The 16,100-nt window shown below is 45.6% G+C and carries 15 protein-coding genes; 12 read left to right on the top strand and 3 right to left on the bottom strand.

Translation table 11 applies throughout. The annotated features are described in order from the left end of the window. Positions 1–99: 99 nt before the first annotated feature. From hfq to hflC, 4 genes are read left to right on the top strand one after another with little or no spacing between them, the layout of a single operon-like run. Positions 100–363 carry an RNA chaperone Hfq gene (hfq, locus tag OCV12_RS01210; protein WP_017059927.1) on the top strand — a complete coding sequence of 88 codons (264 nt, stop codon included), beginning with the start codon at positions 100–102 and terminating at the stop codon, positions 361–363. Positions 364–407: 44 nt separating this feature from the next. Next, on the top strand, positions 408–1,715 hold the full coding sequence (gene hflX / locus OCV12_RS01215) for a ribosome rescue GTPase HflX (protein WP_261885173.1): 1,308 nt from the start codon (positions 408–410) through the stop codon (positions 1,713–1,715). 27 nt (positions 1,716–1,742) lie between these two features. Then, positions 1,743–2,945 carry an FtsH protease activity modulator HflK gene (hflK, locus tag OCV12_RS01220; protein ID WP_239848026.1) on the top strand — a complete coding sequence of 401 codons (1,203 nt, stop codon included), beginning with the start codon at positions 1,743–1,745 and terminating at the stop codon, positions 2,943–2,945. A 2-nt stretch (positions 2,946–2,947) separates the two neighbouring features. Beyond that, entirely contained in the window at positions 2,948–3,925 is a 978-nt protein-coding gene (hflC, locus tag OCV12_RS01225) for a protease modulator HflC (RefSeq protein WP_017632701.1), read from the top strand. Between the two features lie 163 nt (positions 3,926–4,088). Here hflC and OCV12_RS01230 read toward each other — a convergent pair whose 3' ends face one another. Next, positions 4,089–4,277 carry a DUF2065 domain-containing protein gene (locus tag OCV12_RS01230; RefSeq protein ID WP_026084436.1) on the bottom strand — a complete coding sequence of 63 codons (189 nt, stop codon included), beginning with the start codon at positions 4,275–4,277 and terminating at the stop codon, positions 4,089–4,091. 172 nt (positions 4,278–4,449) lie between these two features. Here OCV12_RS01230 and OCV12_RS01235 point away from each other — a divergent pair, with 172 nt between their 5' ends. After that, a complete protein-coding gene (locus OCV12_RS01235) occupies positions 4,450–5,766 on the top strand; it encodes an adenylosuccinate synthase (RefSeq protein ID WP_010434108.1) in 1,317 nt (438 codons plus the stop codon). 298 nt (positions 5,767–6,064) lie between these two features. Continuing rightward, positions 6,065–6,700 carry a flagellar protein MotX gene (motX, locus tag OCV12_RS01240; RefSeq protein ID WP_017632699.1) on the top strand — a complete coding sequence of 212 codons (636 nt, stop codon included), beginning with the start codon at positions 6,065–6,067 and terminating at the stop codon, positions 6,698–6,700. A 145-nt stretch (positions 6,701–6,845) separates the two neighbouring features. Here motX and OCV12_RS01245 read toward each other — a convergent pair whose 3' ends face one another. After that, positions 6,846–8,255 (bottom strand): amidohydrolase, encoded by a 1,410-nt coding sequence (locus tag OCV12_RS01245; RefSeq protein WP_017632698.1) that lies wholly within the window; start codon positions 8,253–8,255, stop codon positions 6,846–6,848. A gap of 248 nt (positions 8,256–8,503) precedes the next feature. Between OCV12_RS01245 and rnr the strand changes: the two genes are divergently transcribed. The 5 genes from rnr to rplI all read left to right on the top strand — a co-directional run bounded on the left by rnr (position 8,504) and on the right by rplI (position 13,443). Next, the gene (gene rnr / locus OCV12_RS01250; protein ID WP_261885174.1) at positions 8,504–11,005 is read left to right on the top strand and encodes a ribonuclease R; all 2,502 of its coding nucleotides are present in this window, start codon (positions 8,504–8,506) and stop codon (positions 11,003–11,005) included. Between the two features lie 187 nt (positions 11,006–11,192). Further along, on the top strand, positions 11,193–11,933 hold the full coding sequence (rlmB, locus tag OCV12_RS01255; protein ID WP_017632696.1) for a 23S rRNA (guanosine(2251)-2'-O)-methyltransferase RlmB: 741 nt from the start codon (positions 11,193–11,195) through the stop codon (positions 11,931–11,933). Between the two features lie 289 nt (positions 11,934–12,222). After that, positions 12,223–12,612 carry a 30S ribosomal protein S6 gene (gene rpsF, locus OCV12_RS01260; RefSeq protein WP_004741278.1) on the top strand — a complete coding sequence of 130 codons (390 nt, stop codon included), beginning with the start codon at positions 12,223–12,225 and terminating at the stop codon, positions 12,610–12,612. A gap of 112 nt (positions 12,613–12,724) precedes the next feature. Then, positions 12,725–12,952: a 30S ribosomal protein S18 gene (gene rpsR / locus OCV12_RS01265; RefSeq protein ID WP_000090472.1), complete on the top strand. Its 228-nt coding sequence runs from the start codon at positions 12,725–12,727 to the stop codon at positions 12,950–12,952. Between the two features lie 38 nt (positions 12,953–12,990). After that, on the top strand, positions 12,991–13,443 hold the full coding sequence (rplI, locus tag OCV12_RS01270; protein ID WP_017632695.1) for a 50S ribosomal protein L9: 453 nt from the start codon (positions 12,991–12,993) through the stop codon (positions 13,441–13,443). Between the two features lie 201 nt (positions 13,444–13,644). Here rplI and OCV12_RS01275 read toward each other — a convergent pair whose 3' ends face one another. Next, entirely contained in the window at positions 13,645–14,529 is an 885-nt protein-coding gene (locus OCV12_RS01275) for a DUF481 domain-containing protein (protein ID WP_261885175.1), read from the bottom strand. A 175-nt stretch (positions 14,530–14,704) separates the two neighbouring features. Here OCV12_RS01275 and OCV12_RS01280 point away from each other — a divergent pair, with 175 nt between their 5' ends. Further along, positions 14,705–16,096, top strand: coding sequence for a replicative DNA helicase (locus tag OCV12_RS01280; protein ID WP_016767560.1), 1,392 nt, complete (start codon positions 14,705–14,707; stop codon positions 16,094–16,096). Positions 16,097–16,100: the final 4 nt, after the last annotated feature.

The following is a 16,100-nucleotide window of genomic DNA, read 5'->3' on the forward strand; positions in this document are numbered from 1 at the left end:
ACGGAGTTTTTTTATTCATTTAGCTCAGATGCAAAGGCCGCACCTTTTTGTGCACCACTAGCTAAATAATTACAACAAAATACAAATAAGGAAAATAAAATGGCTAAGGGGCAATCGCTACAAGACCCATTCCTAAATGCACTCCGTCGTGAGCGCATTCCAGTCTCTATCTATCTTGTTAACGGCATTAAGCTGCAAGGTCAGATCGAGTCTTTCGATCAATTCGTGATCTTATTGAAGAACACTGTAAACCAAATGGTTTACAAGCATGCGATTTCTACTGTGGTACCTGCACGTGCAGTAAGTCACCACAGCGGCGAGCAACGCACGCCATCTGATCGTCCAGAGAAGACTGAAGATTAATCGTTCAATTGATACAGCTTGCGCTGTAATAAGGAGTTGGTTGCTTGTTTGACCGTTATGAATCCGGCGAGCGAGCCGTACTTGTTCATATCAACTTCACGCAAGAGGGAGAATGGGAAGACCTGAGCGAATGTGAAATGCTGGTCTCCTCAGCGGGGGTAGAAACGCTACAAGTGATTACTGGTAGCCGACAATCCCCACTCCCTAAATACTACGTTGGAGAAGGTAAAGCCCTAGAAATCGCACAAGCTGTTCAGCTAACCGGTGCTGAAATTGTGATTTTTAACCACTCCCTCTCTCCTGCCCAAGAGCGAAACCTCGAGCAATTGTGTAAATGTCGTGTGATTGATCGCACGGGTCTGATCTTAGATATCTTTGCACAACGTGCACGAACTCACGAAGGTAAGCTACAAGTTGAGCTCGCTCAGCTTCGTCATATCTCTACTCGACTGATTCGTGGTTGGACTCACCTTGAAAGGCAGAAAGGTGGTATTGGTCTTCGTGGTCCAGGTGAAACTCAACTGGAAACCGATCGACGTTTGTTGCGTGACCGTATAAAGGCAATATTACGTCGTTTAGCGAAAGTGGCTAAACAGCGTGAACAAGGACGACGTGCTCGTAATCGAGCTGAAATCCCAACAATTTCTTTGGTTGGTTATACCAACGCTGGGAAATCAACACTTTTCAATCGAATCACTAGTGCGGGTGTTTATGCTGCAGACCAACTGTTTGCAACCCTAGACCCAACACTACGTAAGATTGATTTGGCAGATGTCGGGCCTGCAATTCTCGCAGACACCGTAGGTTTTATCCGTCATCTACCACACGACTTGGTCGCTGCGTTCAAGGCTACGTTACAAGAGACGCAGGAAGCTGACATTTTGTTACATGTTGTTGATGCCAGTGACGACCGCTTTCGTGAGAACATTCAGGCGGTTCATGAAGTATTAGAAGAAATCGATGCTCATGAAGTGCCAACCCTTGTAGTCATGAATAAGATTGACTGCATGGAAGACCAAAAACCTCGAATTGAAAGAGACGAAGAGGGCGCACCTCGCGCTGTTTGGGTTTCTGCAATGGAAGGAGAAGGTATTGAACTGCTGTTCGAAGCTTTAACTGAGCGTTTAGCTAGTCAGATGGTTCAATTCCGGTTGTGTATTCCACATCAACATCAGGGCCGTATTCGCAGCTTATTCTTCGAGATGAAATGTATTCAACAGGAAGAGTATGATGAAACTGGTAACTTGTTGATAGATATCCGAATGCAACAAATAGATTGGTCTAAACTTGAAAAAAGAGAAGGGGCGCTCTTAGGTGACTTTATCGTTACCAAAGAGACTGCTACAGTATAACGTCATATCAAATGATGGAGCTTTCTAATGGCGTGGAATGAGCCTGGAAATAACAACAACGGCGATAATAACGGCCGCGATAATGACCCTTGGGGTAATAAAAATAATCGCGGCGGCCGAGATCAAGGACCGCCAGATCTAGACGAAGTGTTTAGTAAACTAAGTCAAAAGTTAGGTGGCAAGTTTGGTAAAAAAGGTGGCAACGGTAACGGACCATCTATCGGTGGTGGCGGTGCAATTGGCTTTGGTGTCATAGCCGTTATCGCTATTGCTATCTGGTTCTTCGCGGGTTTCTACACCGTTGGCGAAGCAGAAAGAGCAGTAGTACTTCGACTGGGTCAGTTCGACCGTATCGAAGAACCTGGTCTTAACTGGCATCCACGCTTCATCGATGAAATCAGTGATGAGCAGCTAGTAAACGTTCAAGCGATTCGTTCTCTACGTGCGTCAGGCACCATGCTGACTAAAGACGAAAACGTTGTGACCGTTGAAATGGGTGTTCAATACCGTGTTTCTGACCCATACAAGTACTTGTATCGTGTAACGAATGCGGACGACAGTTTACGCCAAGCGACAGATTCTGCGCTTCGTGCAGTAATTGGTGACTCACTAATGGATAGTATCCTGACAAGTGGTCGTCAACAGATTCGTCAAAGCACTCAAGAAACACTAAACCGTATTATCGATAGCTACGATATGGGTATTCTTATTGTTGACGTGAACTTCCAGTCAGCACGTCCACCTGAGCAAGTTAAAGATGCATTTGATGATGCAATCGCGGCTCGTGAGGATGAAGAGCGTTTCGAACGTGAAGCTGAAGCATACCGAAATGACATTCTTCCAAAAGCAACAGGTCGTGCTGAGCGTTTGAAGAAAGAAGCGGTGGGTTACTCAGAGCGCACAGTTAATGGTGCTCTAGGTCAAGTTGCTCAATTCGAGAAACTGCTACCTGAATACCAAGCAGCTCCTGAAGTAACACGTAACCGTATGTACCTTGATACAATGGAAAAAGTGTACTCAAGCACATCGAAAGTCCTGATTGATTCTGAATCAAGCGGTAACTTGCTATACCTACCAATTGATAAGCTAGGCGCACAAGGTGGTTCTCAGTCGGGCACTCGCCCTGCAAAAGCATCATCAACTTACGATCAAATTGAGTTAGAAACTCAAGCGGATCCTAAGCCTAGCACTCAAACTCGTTCAGACAGTTCACGCCAAGGGAGATACTAATAATGCGTAAATTAATGATCCCTGTATTAGTTGTGACGATTGCCCTTCTGTTGATGTCACTGTTTGTGATTCAAGAAGGTGAGCGTGGCATGGTAATTCGTTTTGGTCGAGTTCTCGATGACAACGGCGTATCACGAATCTATGAACCAGGCCTGCACTTTAAACTGCCAATGTTTGATCGCGTAAAAGTACTTGATGCTCGTATTCAAACGATGGATGGTCGCTCTGACCGTTTCGTAACATCAGAGAAAAAAGACGTTCTAATTGATACCTACGCAAAATGGCGTATTGCTGATTTTGGACGTTTTTATCTGAGTACCGGTGGCGGTAATATCATGACGGCAGAAGCACTTCTTGAGCGTAAAGTGACAGATGTTCTTCGTTCTGAAATCGGTTCTCGTGAAATTAAGCAGATCGTATCAGGCCCTCGTAATAAGGACATCTTACCAGACTCTGCTGATAGCGAAGTTGTTACAACGGTAGCGGCTGCAGAAGCTCTAGAAGTTGATGGCGAACGCGATAAGATCATGGAAAACGTTCTATCTGGAACGTCAGAAAGTGCGATGGCTGATTTAGGTGTTGAAGTTGTTGATTTCCGAATGAAGAAGATTAACCTTCCTGACGAAATCAGTGAATCTATCTACCGCCGTATGCGTGCAGAACGTGAATCGGTTGCTCGTAGACACCGTTCTCAAGGTCGTGAGAAAGCAGAAGTTATCCGTGCTCAAGCTGAGCTAGAAGTAGCGACTGTTCTTGCTGAAGCTGACCGTACTGCTCGAGTGACTCGTGGTGATGCTGATGCAGAAGCTGCGAAGATCTACTCTGACGCGTACAACAAAGACCCTGAGTTTTTTGGCTTCATGCGTTCACTACAAGCTTATGAGACATCATTTAGCGATAAGAGCGACATTCTAGTACTGGATCCGAAGACAGACTTCTTCCAATACATGAATCAAGCAAGCGGTGTTCAAGCAAAATAAGCTGATTCGTTGGTTGAAAAGCGAATGCTAAGTTTAAATAGCTAAACACACTAAAAATTAAAAAGGCTCCCATCATGGGAGCCTTTTTGTTTTCTGGCAGCTGATAATTCACGGTTTTGGAATCTCAGGCGAGTCGCTCAACAGGGTTGTGCTTTGAGAAAGCCTAACGATAAGTCATGAATGCGATAACCACTCCCGCAACAACAAGGCAGCCACCGATACGGCGCAATTGAGTGTCTGGCTGCTCACTGAGTTGAGCGACCATGTTTCTCCAACCATTGGGCGCAATTAAGGGACCAAGCCCTTCGACGATAAGAACAAGCCCAATAGCGAGCCAAATTGATTGAGACATGCTTCTGCCTTTTGTCTGTAAAAACACAATGATATCAGTATCTTTACACATCTTCGTTCGAATATCGCTGGTTTATTTTTGTACAGCGTTAACGTTTATGAACAAAAAGTGACTGCAAGAAGTGTGATTCAGTGCTAGAATCCATTTTTAATTAGCAACAGAAATTGGAAAGATGGGAAATAACGTAGTCGTTCTAGGCACCCAATGGGGTGATGAAGGTAAAGGTAAAATCGTTGACCTTTTAACTGAAGATGCAAAATACGTGGTTCGCTACCAAGGCGGTCACAATGCAGGTCACACACTTGTAATTGACGGTGAAAAAACCGTTCTTCACTTAATTCCATCAGGCATCCTACGTAATAACGTTAAATGTGTTATTGGTAATGGTGTAGTATTATCGCCTGACGCACTTCTTAAAGAAATGAAGCCTCTTGAAGATCGCGGTATTCCAGTACGTGAACGTCTTTTCATCTCTGAAGCTTGTCCTCTAATTCTCCCGTACCACATTGCTATCGACAACGCGCGTGAAATCGCTCGTGGCGCTAAAGCTATCGGTACAACGGGTCGTGGTATCGGTCCAGCTTACGAAGATAAAGTTGCTCGTCGCGGTCTACGCGTTGGCGACCTTTTCGATAAAGAAGCATTCGCTGAGAAGCTAAAAGAAGTTATGGAATTCCACAACTTCCAACTAGAGCACTTCTACAAAGCTGAAACAGTAAGCTACGAAGAAGTTCTTGAGCAAGCGATGAGCTACGCAGACATGTTAACTGCGATGGTTATCGACGTAACTGACGAACTAGACGCAGCACGTAAGCGCGGCGACAAGATCATGTTCGAAGGTGCTCAAGGTACGCTACTAGATATCGACCACGGTACTTACCCATACGTAACGTCTTCTAACACGACTGCTGGTGGTGTTGCTGCAGGTTCTGGTTTCGGTCCTCGTCACATCGGTTACATCCTTGGTATTACTAAGGCTTACTGTACTCGTGTTGGTTCAGGTCCATTCCCAACTGAGCTATACGATGGCCTTGAGAAGCAAGATCCAGTTGGTAAGCACCTAGGCGATGTTGGTCACGAGTTTGGCGCAACAACTGGTCGTCTACGTCGTACTGGTTGGTTCGATGCTGTTGCTATGCGTCGTGCAATCCAAATCAACTCTCTATCTGGTATGTGTCTAACTAAACTAGACGTTCTAGATGGCCTAGAAGAACTAAAAATCTGTACTGGTTACAAGATGAAAGACGGTTCTATCCTAGAAGTTTCTCCAATGGCTGCTGAGTCATTCGAAGAAGCGACGCCAATCTATGAAACAATGCCTGGTTGGTCTGAAAACACATTTGGTGCTAAATCTATCGACGCGCTTCCACAAGCTGCTCTAGATTACATCAAGCGTATCGAAGACCTAACTGGCGTTCCGATTGATATCGTATCAACTGGCCCAGATCGTAACGAAACTATCATCAAGGTTCACCCATACGGCGCATAATGCCTGCTGAGTGATTACCACTGCACATAAAGTGCTTGATAATTAAATCGTTTCTAAAAGCCGACTTTATTAAGTCGGCTTTTTAATACCTGTAATTTAGCGTTTAAACGTTAGGTGATGATCTTTTGAACGCCATCTGGCAAAATATTGCCCACTAGCGGCAAGTTTTGTCTAAAGCCGTCAAGGTTATTGCCGATACAGATATCATGGAAAGTGAAGTTCACCCTGTTTTGGTGTGTGTAGACATTGTCTATAGCCCTCAATAGATAACTTTAACGACAGATAATAGAGTGCAGGTATGAAGCTACGAATTGTAGCAGCTTCATTGATAATGGCGCTGAGCTCACCCTTGAGTCATGCTAACTTGGCTGATGTGGGAGAGCCTGTTCCAATCTATACAGAAGCTGAACTGATAAAATTAATCGAAAATAATCAACACCTAGAGCGAGTGAAAGCTGATAAGTGCCAGTTAGTCGAAGATATCGTTGCTCGTGCAACGCGTATTAGCTTGCCTTCTTATGAGTTTTTATACGGTGATATGCTGGCTTGGGGCGTGTGTGTTCCACAAGATGTAGAGCTTGGTCTTTACTATATGGAAAACGCAGCGCATCAAGGCTTGCCAGCGGCACTTGAGCAGTTAGGGCGTTATTATTCTCGTGGCACCTTGGTGCAACAAGACAAAGAGCGTGCGATTCCGTACCTACGTGAAGCGGCTTCGATGGGGAATCTAAGTGCGAGTATCCACTTAGCTGAACTGCTGTTACGTGATTATGGCAGCCCGTTGGATTATGAAGATGCTTACCGCTGGTTATATAACTCGGTAACCGCAGACCAAAGACAGCACAAGCGTATTACTGTGCTTAGAAGTGGTTTAGAACAAAGAATGCCAGACAATATTATTGCTCGAGCGAAACGTCGAGATGTGTTCTGGTAATTGAGAAGGCTATTGAAGGTTGATGATTAACTCCTGCACTCGTTAATCATCAATATTAAGATAGTTAGAAATAGAAAGGCCTCGCTGGTGAATACCAGCGAGGCCTTTTTGATTTCTACGGAAAGCCGTTTATTAACTATTGCCGCTATTGAACCACTTCACCTGACTCAATTACGGTATCACGAACGACTTTAGTGAAATCGAGCGCTTCTTGGCGGATCTTATCCTCGTCTACCGTTAGCATGTCGCGATCTTGCATGATGATCTTGCCATCAACGATCGTGTGACGAACATTACCTGAGTTCGCTGAATACACTAACGCTGAATATGGGTTGTACACTGGCACCATGTTCGGAGCCTTAGTATCGATCACTATGATGTCCGCTAGCTTACCTGTTTCAAGAGAACCGATCTTATCTTCCATGTGTAGTGCTTTTGCTGCACCCATCGTCGCCATGTCGATCACTTTGATCGGCGGCATCGCTGCACGATCTTTGTTTACTAGCTTGTGAACCTTAGCCACTTGGTTGAACTCATCAATCGTGCTCAGTGTGTTACCCGACATTGGGCCATCAGTACCTAAACCGATACGCACGTTCTCGTCATACATCTTAAGTGCTGGCGATACGCCTTTTGCCGATTTGATGTTGGCACTCATGTTATGAGCCACACCCATATCCGATTTCTTCACAAGTTCGATGTCATGGTCATCAACAAGGATCATGTGCGCACCAACTAGGTTCTTGTTTAGCGCGCCGATGCTGTCCATGTATTGAACCGGAGACAAACCATCTGAGCGTTCTGCTATTTTCTCTTCTTCACGGTGCGACTCGGCAAGGTGAATCATTACTGGTACATCAAGCTCTAGTGACAGCTTAGAAATCTTCTGCAGGATCTCTGTAGTGTTGGTATACGGAGCGTGTGGCGCAAATGCTGGCGTGATACGTGGGTGATCTTTGTATTCTTCAATGAAGTTCAACGCGTATTTGATGCCTTCTTCCGCATTGGCAGCATCGGCTACAGGGAATTTAATTACGGTTTCACCAAGAATGGCACGCATACCGATTTTATCGACGGTTTTTGCCACTTCATCCTCGAAGTAGTACATATCGGCGTAAGTGGTCACGCCGCCTTTTACCATTTCAACGTTACCTAGGTTGGCACCAATACGCACCATATCGCGCGATACTAGCTTCTTCTCTAGTGGGAAGATGTAGCGGTGTAGTCGATCTGGCACATCATCGGCCAGTGAACGGAAAACCGTCATCGATACGTGAGTATGAGTATTGATAAGACCCGGCATCACGATATCGCCATCAACGTCTAACACTTGCTTCGCTTGGTACTGCTTTTCCAATGAAGCATCACCAACGGCAATAATTTTGTTGTCTTTGACGACAACCGTACCGCTCTCATAAACCGTTTTGTCTTGGTTCATGGTGAGAACCATCGCATCGGTAATCATTAGGTCAGCTTTTTCCATTGCAGAACTTGCGAATGGGAACAGCGCCAGGCTCGCCATAGCTGAAGCCAATAGGGTGCGTTTTAATTTCATATCAATACTCAGAACAGGAGTTGGTAAAGTGCGTGGATAATAGTGTATTTCATTCATGGCGCAAACGTTTGTTTTATCGTTTGCTTAAAAATCTGATGATAGTCCGCAGCTATGAAGTGATGTTTCACAAAATGAAGATATGTATCAATCTGAGGTTATTTGAGGGTTTTCTAAAGCATATCTGTAGCTTACCTCTAGCATCAGATATACTAGGGGTATATACCTTCCTTGCTTAAGCAGGCCCGCCTATGTCAAAAAACACACCGATGTCAGAAAACACGACAGCTACAACCAATGTTGACCCTTTTGCCGACCGAGAGTCGAAAAATTACGACAACCCAGTACCAAGCCGAGAGTTCATTCTATCGTTTCTAACAGAAGCTAATATCCCAATGAACCGCAACGATCTATTCGAAGCTCTTGGCCTTGCTGGCGAGGAGCAATACGAAGGGCTGCGTCGTCGTTTACGTGCTATGGAGCGTGATGGACAACTGGTCTTTACTCGTCGCCAATGCTACGCACTACCTGAAAAGTTAGAGCTGATTAAAGGCTATGTGATTGGTCATAAAGACGGTCATGGCTGGGTTCGCCCAGATGGCAGCGTGGGTAAAGATAACGATATCTTGCTGCCACACCACCAGATGAAAACCATCATGCATGGTGACTATGTATTGGCTCAGCCTACTGACAACAGTAAGCGTGGTCGTCGTGAAGGTCGTTTGGTTCGCGTACTTGAAGAGCGTACCACTCCGTTAGTGGGTCGTTTTTTCCTTGAGTACGGTCATTCTTACGTAGTTGCTGATGATTCACGTATCAGTCATGACATCCTAATTCCAACCGAGCATAAAGGCGGAGCTCGAATGGGTAATGTGGTTGTGATTGAAATTACGGATCGTGGCGGTCGTTCTCGTAACATGATGGGCAAGGTGACTGAAGTTCTTGGTGAGAACATGGCGCCGGGTATGGAAACGCAGATCGCGATCCGTACTCACCAGATCCCACAAGAGTGGCCTGAAGCGGTTGATAAGCAAATCGAAAATCTCGGTGAACATGTTCCTGAAGAAGCAAAAGAAGGCCGTGTTGATCTGCGTAAGCTGCCACTGGTCACCATTGATGGCGAAGACGCGCGTGACTTCGATGATGCGGTTTTCTGTGAAGCGAAGAAAGGCGGAGGCTGGCGCCTTTGGGTGGCAATTGCTGACGTAAGTTACTACGTTCGCCCAGACACTGCGCTAGACAAGGAAGCGATTAACCGTGGTAACTCGGTATACTTCCCATCGCAAGTTGTGCCTATGCTGCCAGAAGTACTTTCTAATGGCCTATGTTCATTGAACCCGCAAGTAGACCGTCTGTGTATGGTGTGTGAGATGACTATCTCAGACAAAGGTAAGCTATCGGGCTACAAGCACTACGAAGCGGTAATGAACTCTCATGCTCGTCTTACTTACAACAAAGTAGGCGCGATTCTAGATGGCAACGAAGAGCTTCGTGAGCGTTACGTTCAAGAAGTGCCGCATCTAGAAGAGCTGCACAAGATGTACAAAGTGCTGAAGAAGACTCGTGATGAGCGTGGTGCGATTGAGTTTGAAACGGTAGAAACCAAATTTATCTTCAATGCGGATCGTAAGATTGACCGTATTGAACCTGTTGTTCGTAACGATGCACACAAAATCATCGAAGAGTGTATGATTCTTGCGAACATCGCATCGGCGTCTTACGTAGAAAAAGCGAAAGAGCCAGCGCTGTACCGTGTTCACGAAACTCCAGGTGAAGAGCGCTTAATGGGCTTCAAGAGCTTCTTAAGTGAATTAGGTTTAACACTGGAAGGTGGCCTGTCGCCATCTCCAGTAGACTACGCACAACTGATGCAACAGATTAACGAGCGTGAAGATCGTGAGTTAATTCAAACTATGCTATTGCGTTCAATGAAGCAAGCTGTCTACAACGCGGATAACGCAGGTCACTTTGGTTTAGCTCTTAAGCGTTATGCTCACTTTACCTCGCCGATTCGTCGTTACCCTGACTTGCTATTGCACCGTGCGATTAAGTACCTAATTGCGAAAGAGGGTGGTCGTAACAGCGAACGTTGGACGCCAACCGGTGGTTACCACTACACTTTCGATGATATGGACTTCTACGGCGAGCAGTGTTCTATGACTGAGCGTCGTGCAGATGACGCAACGCGTGAAGTGAACGACTGGCTGAAATGTGAATACATGCAAGACCATGTCGGTGAAGTGATGGATGGCGTGATTGCCAACGTGACTGGCTTCGGTTTCTTTGTACGTCTAACGGAACTGCACATCGATGGTTTGGTACACATCTCTGCGCTTGCGAACGATTACTACCAGTTTGATGCTGTTGGTCAGCGTCTGGTTGGTGAAAGCTCAGGTAACATCTACCGCTTGGGTGATTCGGTTAAAGTGAAGGTTTCTGCGGTTAACTTAGAAACTCGCCAAATCGACTTTGATTTGGAAGACACTGATCGTCAGCCGCGTGGTAAAGGCAAAACAGCCAAGAAGCGTGCAGCAGAAGCGATGAAAAAGGCGAAAAGCAAGAAGCGCTCTGCGGTGAAGAGCAATAAGCCGGGCGTTTCAGCGAAGCCTTTAGTCGAGCCAATTAAGCGACCAGATGGAAGCAGCGAAGGCCCAGCTAAGAAGAAAAAGTCATCGAACAAAACCGGTGCTGCTAAAGCGCGTGCTAAGAAAAAGCGTGCTGCAACCCGTAAGCCAAAGGCTGATAAGTCTTAAGACTGATAAATCTTAAGGTCATAAGGCGCTGTGCTAAATTAGCTATAGCGCCTCACTCAGCTAATATGGGCGTATCTAAATGCGAGAGTATCAGGTGGAAGATGCATATTCTCGAAATAAACAATACAGAGATGAATACGTCGGTTTGACGTCACTCTTCTCTGGGCAATAAGAGTAATTTGAGACAATGAGTAACGAATTTATTTACGGTATTCACGCGGTGAAAGCCGTACTAGAAAAAGATCCTGCACGTTTTATCGAAGCGTATGTACTGAAAGGTCGCCAAGACGAGCGTCTTCTTCCATTACTGAACCAACTGCAACAGTTCGGCGTGTCGATCCAACAGATGGGCCGTAAGCCGCTTGATGAAAAAGCACAAGGTGCAAATCACCAAGGTATTATCGCTAAGGTGAAGCCTGCTAAGCAGCTTAACGAAACTCACCTAGACGACATCCTAGCGCAACACGAACAACCGCTGTTGTTAGTTCTAGATGGCGTAACAGACCCTCACAACCTAGGTGCTTGCCTGCGTAACGCGGATGCAGCTGGTGTTGCTGCGGTTATCGTACCGAAAGACCGTTCTTCGCCGTTAACGGCAACGGTAAGCAAGGTCGCGTGTGGTGCAGCTGAAACCGTTCCTCTAGTACGTGTAACTAACCTGGCTCGCACAATGCGTGCTCTGCAAGAACAAGGCGTATGGTTTGTTGGCACAGCAGGTGAAGCAACGCATGACATCTACCAAGCGAAACTAACAGGCCCACTTGCGGTTGTGATGGGTGCAGAAGGTGACGGTATGCGTCGTCTAACGCGTGAAACCTGTGATGACCTGATCAAGATCCCGATGGCTGGTAGCGTATCAAGCCTGAACGTTTCCGTAGCTTCTGGTATTTGTTTGTTTGAAGCGGTACGTCAGCGCCTAGCTCAATAACCTTCGACGGAACACAAGTATAGCGACTTAAGTGTCTGAATTTATTAGCGCTCACCATTTGCTGGTGGGCGTTTCTTTTTAGGCTGTTATGAAAGAACGGATTGGTTTGTCAGATGGCTAAATGGCGAAAGAAAAACTGTTTCATTATTCACCAAATACCGCTTGCCAATACAGGGTTCTTTCTATAATATTTGCCGTCCTTAAAACTCGGTCATTTATCTTTAGTTCCTTGCTTCCTCTGGACGACCGGGCCACTCGTGGAAGCTAATAATCCGTAAGGAGCAACCAAATGCGTCATTACGAAATCGTATTCATGGTTCACCCTGATCAAAGCGAGCAAGTTGCTGGCATGATCGAGCGTTACACTGGTTCTATCACTGAAGCTGGCGGTACTATCCACCGTCTAGAAGACTGGGGTCGTCGTCAAATGGCTTACCCAATCAACAAGCTTCACAAAGCTCACTACGTTCTTATGAACGTTGAAGCTGGTCAAGAAGTGATTGACGAGCTAGAAACTGCTTTCCGTTTCAACGATGCAGTTCTACGTAACATGATCATGCGCACTAAAGGCGCTGTGACTGAGCAATCTATTATGCTTAAGCAAAAAGAAGAGCGTGCAGAGCGTGCTCCTCGTCGTGAAGAGCGTACAGAAGCTAAACCAGAAGCAGCTGCTGAGTAATTCTTTTTTGGCTTAATGCCTTAAAAAATTCTCAACTTGTTTTAGGTCGTTGATAGTTATTTCGATAATTGTGAAAGACCGCTTTACTAAATTTAAGATCAGGAGATAGCCCATGGCTCGTTTCTTCCGTCGTCGTAAATTCTGCCGTTTCACTGCAGAAGGCGTACAAGAGATTGACTACAAAGACGTAGCAACTCTTAAAAACTACATCACTGAAGCTGGTAAAATCGTACCTAGCCGTATCACTGGTACAAGCGCTAAGTACCAGCGTCAACTAGCTCGCGCTATCAAGCGTTCTCGTTACCTAGCTCTACTACCGTACACTGACAAGCATCAGTAATCGGTAATAGTTAATAATAGTTTAAGAGGACTAAGATAATGCAAGTTATTCTACTTGATAAGATCGGTAACCTAGGTGGCCTTGGCGACCAAGTAAACGTTAAATCTGGTTACGCTCGTAACTTCCTTATCCCACAGGGTAAAGCAGTTATGGCAACTAAAGACAACGTTGCTATGTTCGAAACTCGTCGTGCTGAACTAGAAGCTAAAGTTGCTGAGCAACTAGCTGCTGCTGAAGCTCGTGCAGAGAGCGTTAACACTCTAGAAGGCGTTTCAATCGCTTCTAAAGCTGGTGACGAAGGTAAACTATTCGGTTCTATCGGTACTCGTGACATCGCTGACGCCATTACAGCGGCAGGTGTTGCAGTAGCTAAGAGCGAAGTACGCCTACCTGAAGGCGCTCTACGTAACATCGGCGAATTCGAAGTAAGCATCCAACTTCACTCTGAAGTTTTTGCTACTGCGAAAATCGCTATCGTTGCAGCTGAGTAATTTCAGTACCAAGACGAATTCTTTCTTTATGAAAGTTTTAAACACCAGCTTCGGTTGGTGTTTTTTTATGTCTGGAATATAGGAAACATCAGGGAAGGTTAAAGTAAGCAAAAAGCCTATGGTGATCCATAAGCTCTTATTGCTGAACAGGCAGTGCAGTTAAGAATGGACTTGCTCTTAAGGTTAGAATTAGTCTTAACGTTAGAATTGGAAGAGCAGGTTAATCGATAGCACAGAGTCTTCTTTGCTTAACCCTTCAGGTACCTTATCGTGGTACTGGCGAGAGTGAGCGATCTTAAGCGCGATATTGTCAGTAATATCGTTGATAGCCTCGAGTTCGGTATCGAACTTCAAGTTACTGTGACCAGACACCAGCGTCACATCGGCTTTCAGCTGCAAATTCTTCAACACCTGCCACGACGTATTCACGTTGCCACGAAAAATCGCTTCTTCAACAATCTCGGGGAAGATGATGTCATCATCGTCTAATTCATCGAGATTAGGTTCTTGGTAACGAAAACCTGGGCCTACTTCGACTTCCAACACAAACTCTTCGGTATTCGAAAACTGGTAACCCAAACCACTAGATACTGTGTAGTCCTTAAAGTAGGCGCTGTATCGAGAGTCGACACCTTTAAAGCTGCCGTAAAGATAGGTTTTAGGGCTTAACTTGTAGTCACTCTGAGCTGAGTAAGTCGACTGCCTTTTATCTTCTTCACCGTCTTTGTAGAGGTTGTAGTATTTCCATTCGCCACTGGTTCTGTGACGGCCAGCCGTATACTCACCGTTTAGGCGTGCATTCAACGAACGTGAATCAGAATTACCAGTATGCGACTGATATCCAAATTCGACTTCAGTTTTTAGTGGGCTTGGCAGTTCTGTGTCACTCGTATCACTTGGTGCGATATCCATATCTTTTTCTTCAGGTGTCGGTGCAGCGACGATCGGCTCAGTAGTAGGTTCTGGTACTACTATAGAGTCGAGGATTGCATCAACAGAGCCTTTAGCATCATCAGCGAAGGCCATCGGAGTGCTCAGGAGACCAGTGCTTAGAAGACCAGTGCTCAGAGCCAATAATTTGGACACGCATACCTCAGTTATACAGTGAATGAATGGAAGGATCGTAATGCTACCCTTGGTTAATTCCGTCAGCAATAAGTAAATTCTTCCTGAAGAATAAAACAAACTCATAGGATCGGATTACAAATGAGTGTTCTTGGGTATAATGAACGATCATTATTAGTTATTGAGTGTAGTCATAGTGGATACCAAAAGTCAGAAATCAGCCAACGATCAGGTGGACGCCATCAAGGTCCCGCCACATTCATTAGAAGCTGAGCAATCTGTGATTGGCGGTTTGTTATTGGATAACGAGCGCTGGGATACGGTTGCCGAAAAGGTTGTGGCCAAAGACTTTTATAGTCGTCCTCACCGTCTGATCTTTGAAGCGGTAAAAGATATCCTTGAAGAGAGCTCTCCTCTGGATCTTATTACACTCTCTGAACACTTAGAGCTACGCGAGCAACTTGAAGAAGTGGGTGGCTTTGCTTACCTAGCTGACTTAGCTAAAAACACACCAAGTGCAGCAAATATCAATGCGTATGCTGATATCGTGGCACAGCGTGCACTTGTTCGTAGCCTGATCGGGGTGGCGAATGAGATTGCAGACTCTGGTTATGACCCACAAGGTCGTACATCGGAAGAGCTGGTTGATCTTGCTGAGAGTAAAGTCTTCGCGATTGCTGAAGGTCGTGCAAGTGAAAACGAAGGTCCGCAAAACGTTGATAGCATTCTAGAGAAGACGCTAGAACGTATCGAAATCCTATACAAAACGCCACAAGATGGTGTGACAGGTGTCGATACGGGTTTCAACGACCTCAATAAGAAAACCGCTGGTCTACAAGGTTCTGACTTAATCATTGTCGCTGCGCGTCCATCGATGGGTAAAACGACCTTCGCGATGAACTTATGTGAAAACGCGGCGATGAAGCAAGATAAGCCAGTATTAATCTTCTCGCTGGAGATGCCAGCTGAACAGCTGATGATGCGTATGCTTGCGTCACTTTCTCGCGTAGACCAAACCAAGATTCGTACCGGCCAGTTAGACGACGAAGATTGGGCTCGTATCTCGTCGAGTATGGGTATTCTGATGGATAAGAAGAATATGTATATCGATGACAGCTCAGGTCTAACGCCAACCGAAGTACGTTCTCGTGCTCGACGTATTGCTCGTGAACACGATGGTATCTCTATGATCATGATAGATTACCTTCAATTAATGCGTGTTCCTTCATTATCCGATAACCGTACTCTTGAAATCGCCGAGATCTCTCGTTCATTGAAAGCGTTGGCAAAAGAACTGAACGTTCCGGTTGTGGCACTTTCTCAGCTTAACCGTTCCCTAGAGCAACGTGCTGATAAGCGCCCAGTAAACTCGGATTTGCGTGAATCAGGTTCGATCGAGCAAGATGCCGATTTGATCATGTTTATCTATCGTGATGAGGTTTATAACCCAGACAGCTCACTAAAAGGCATTGCTGAGATCATCCTTGGTAAGCAGCGTAACGGTCCTATCGGCTCGGTTCGTCTGACATTCCAAGGTCAACACTCCCGATTTGATAACTATGCAGGTCCTGCATTTGATGATGAGTAATCGT

The organism is Vibrio pomeroyi (genome assembly GCF_024347595.1).
GTDB classification, from domain to species: Bacteria; Pseudomonadota; Gammaproteobacteria; order Enterobacterales; family Vibrionaceae; genus Vibrio; species Vibrio pomeroyi.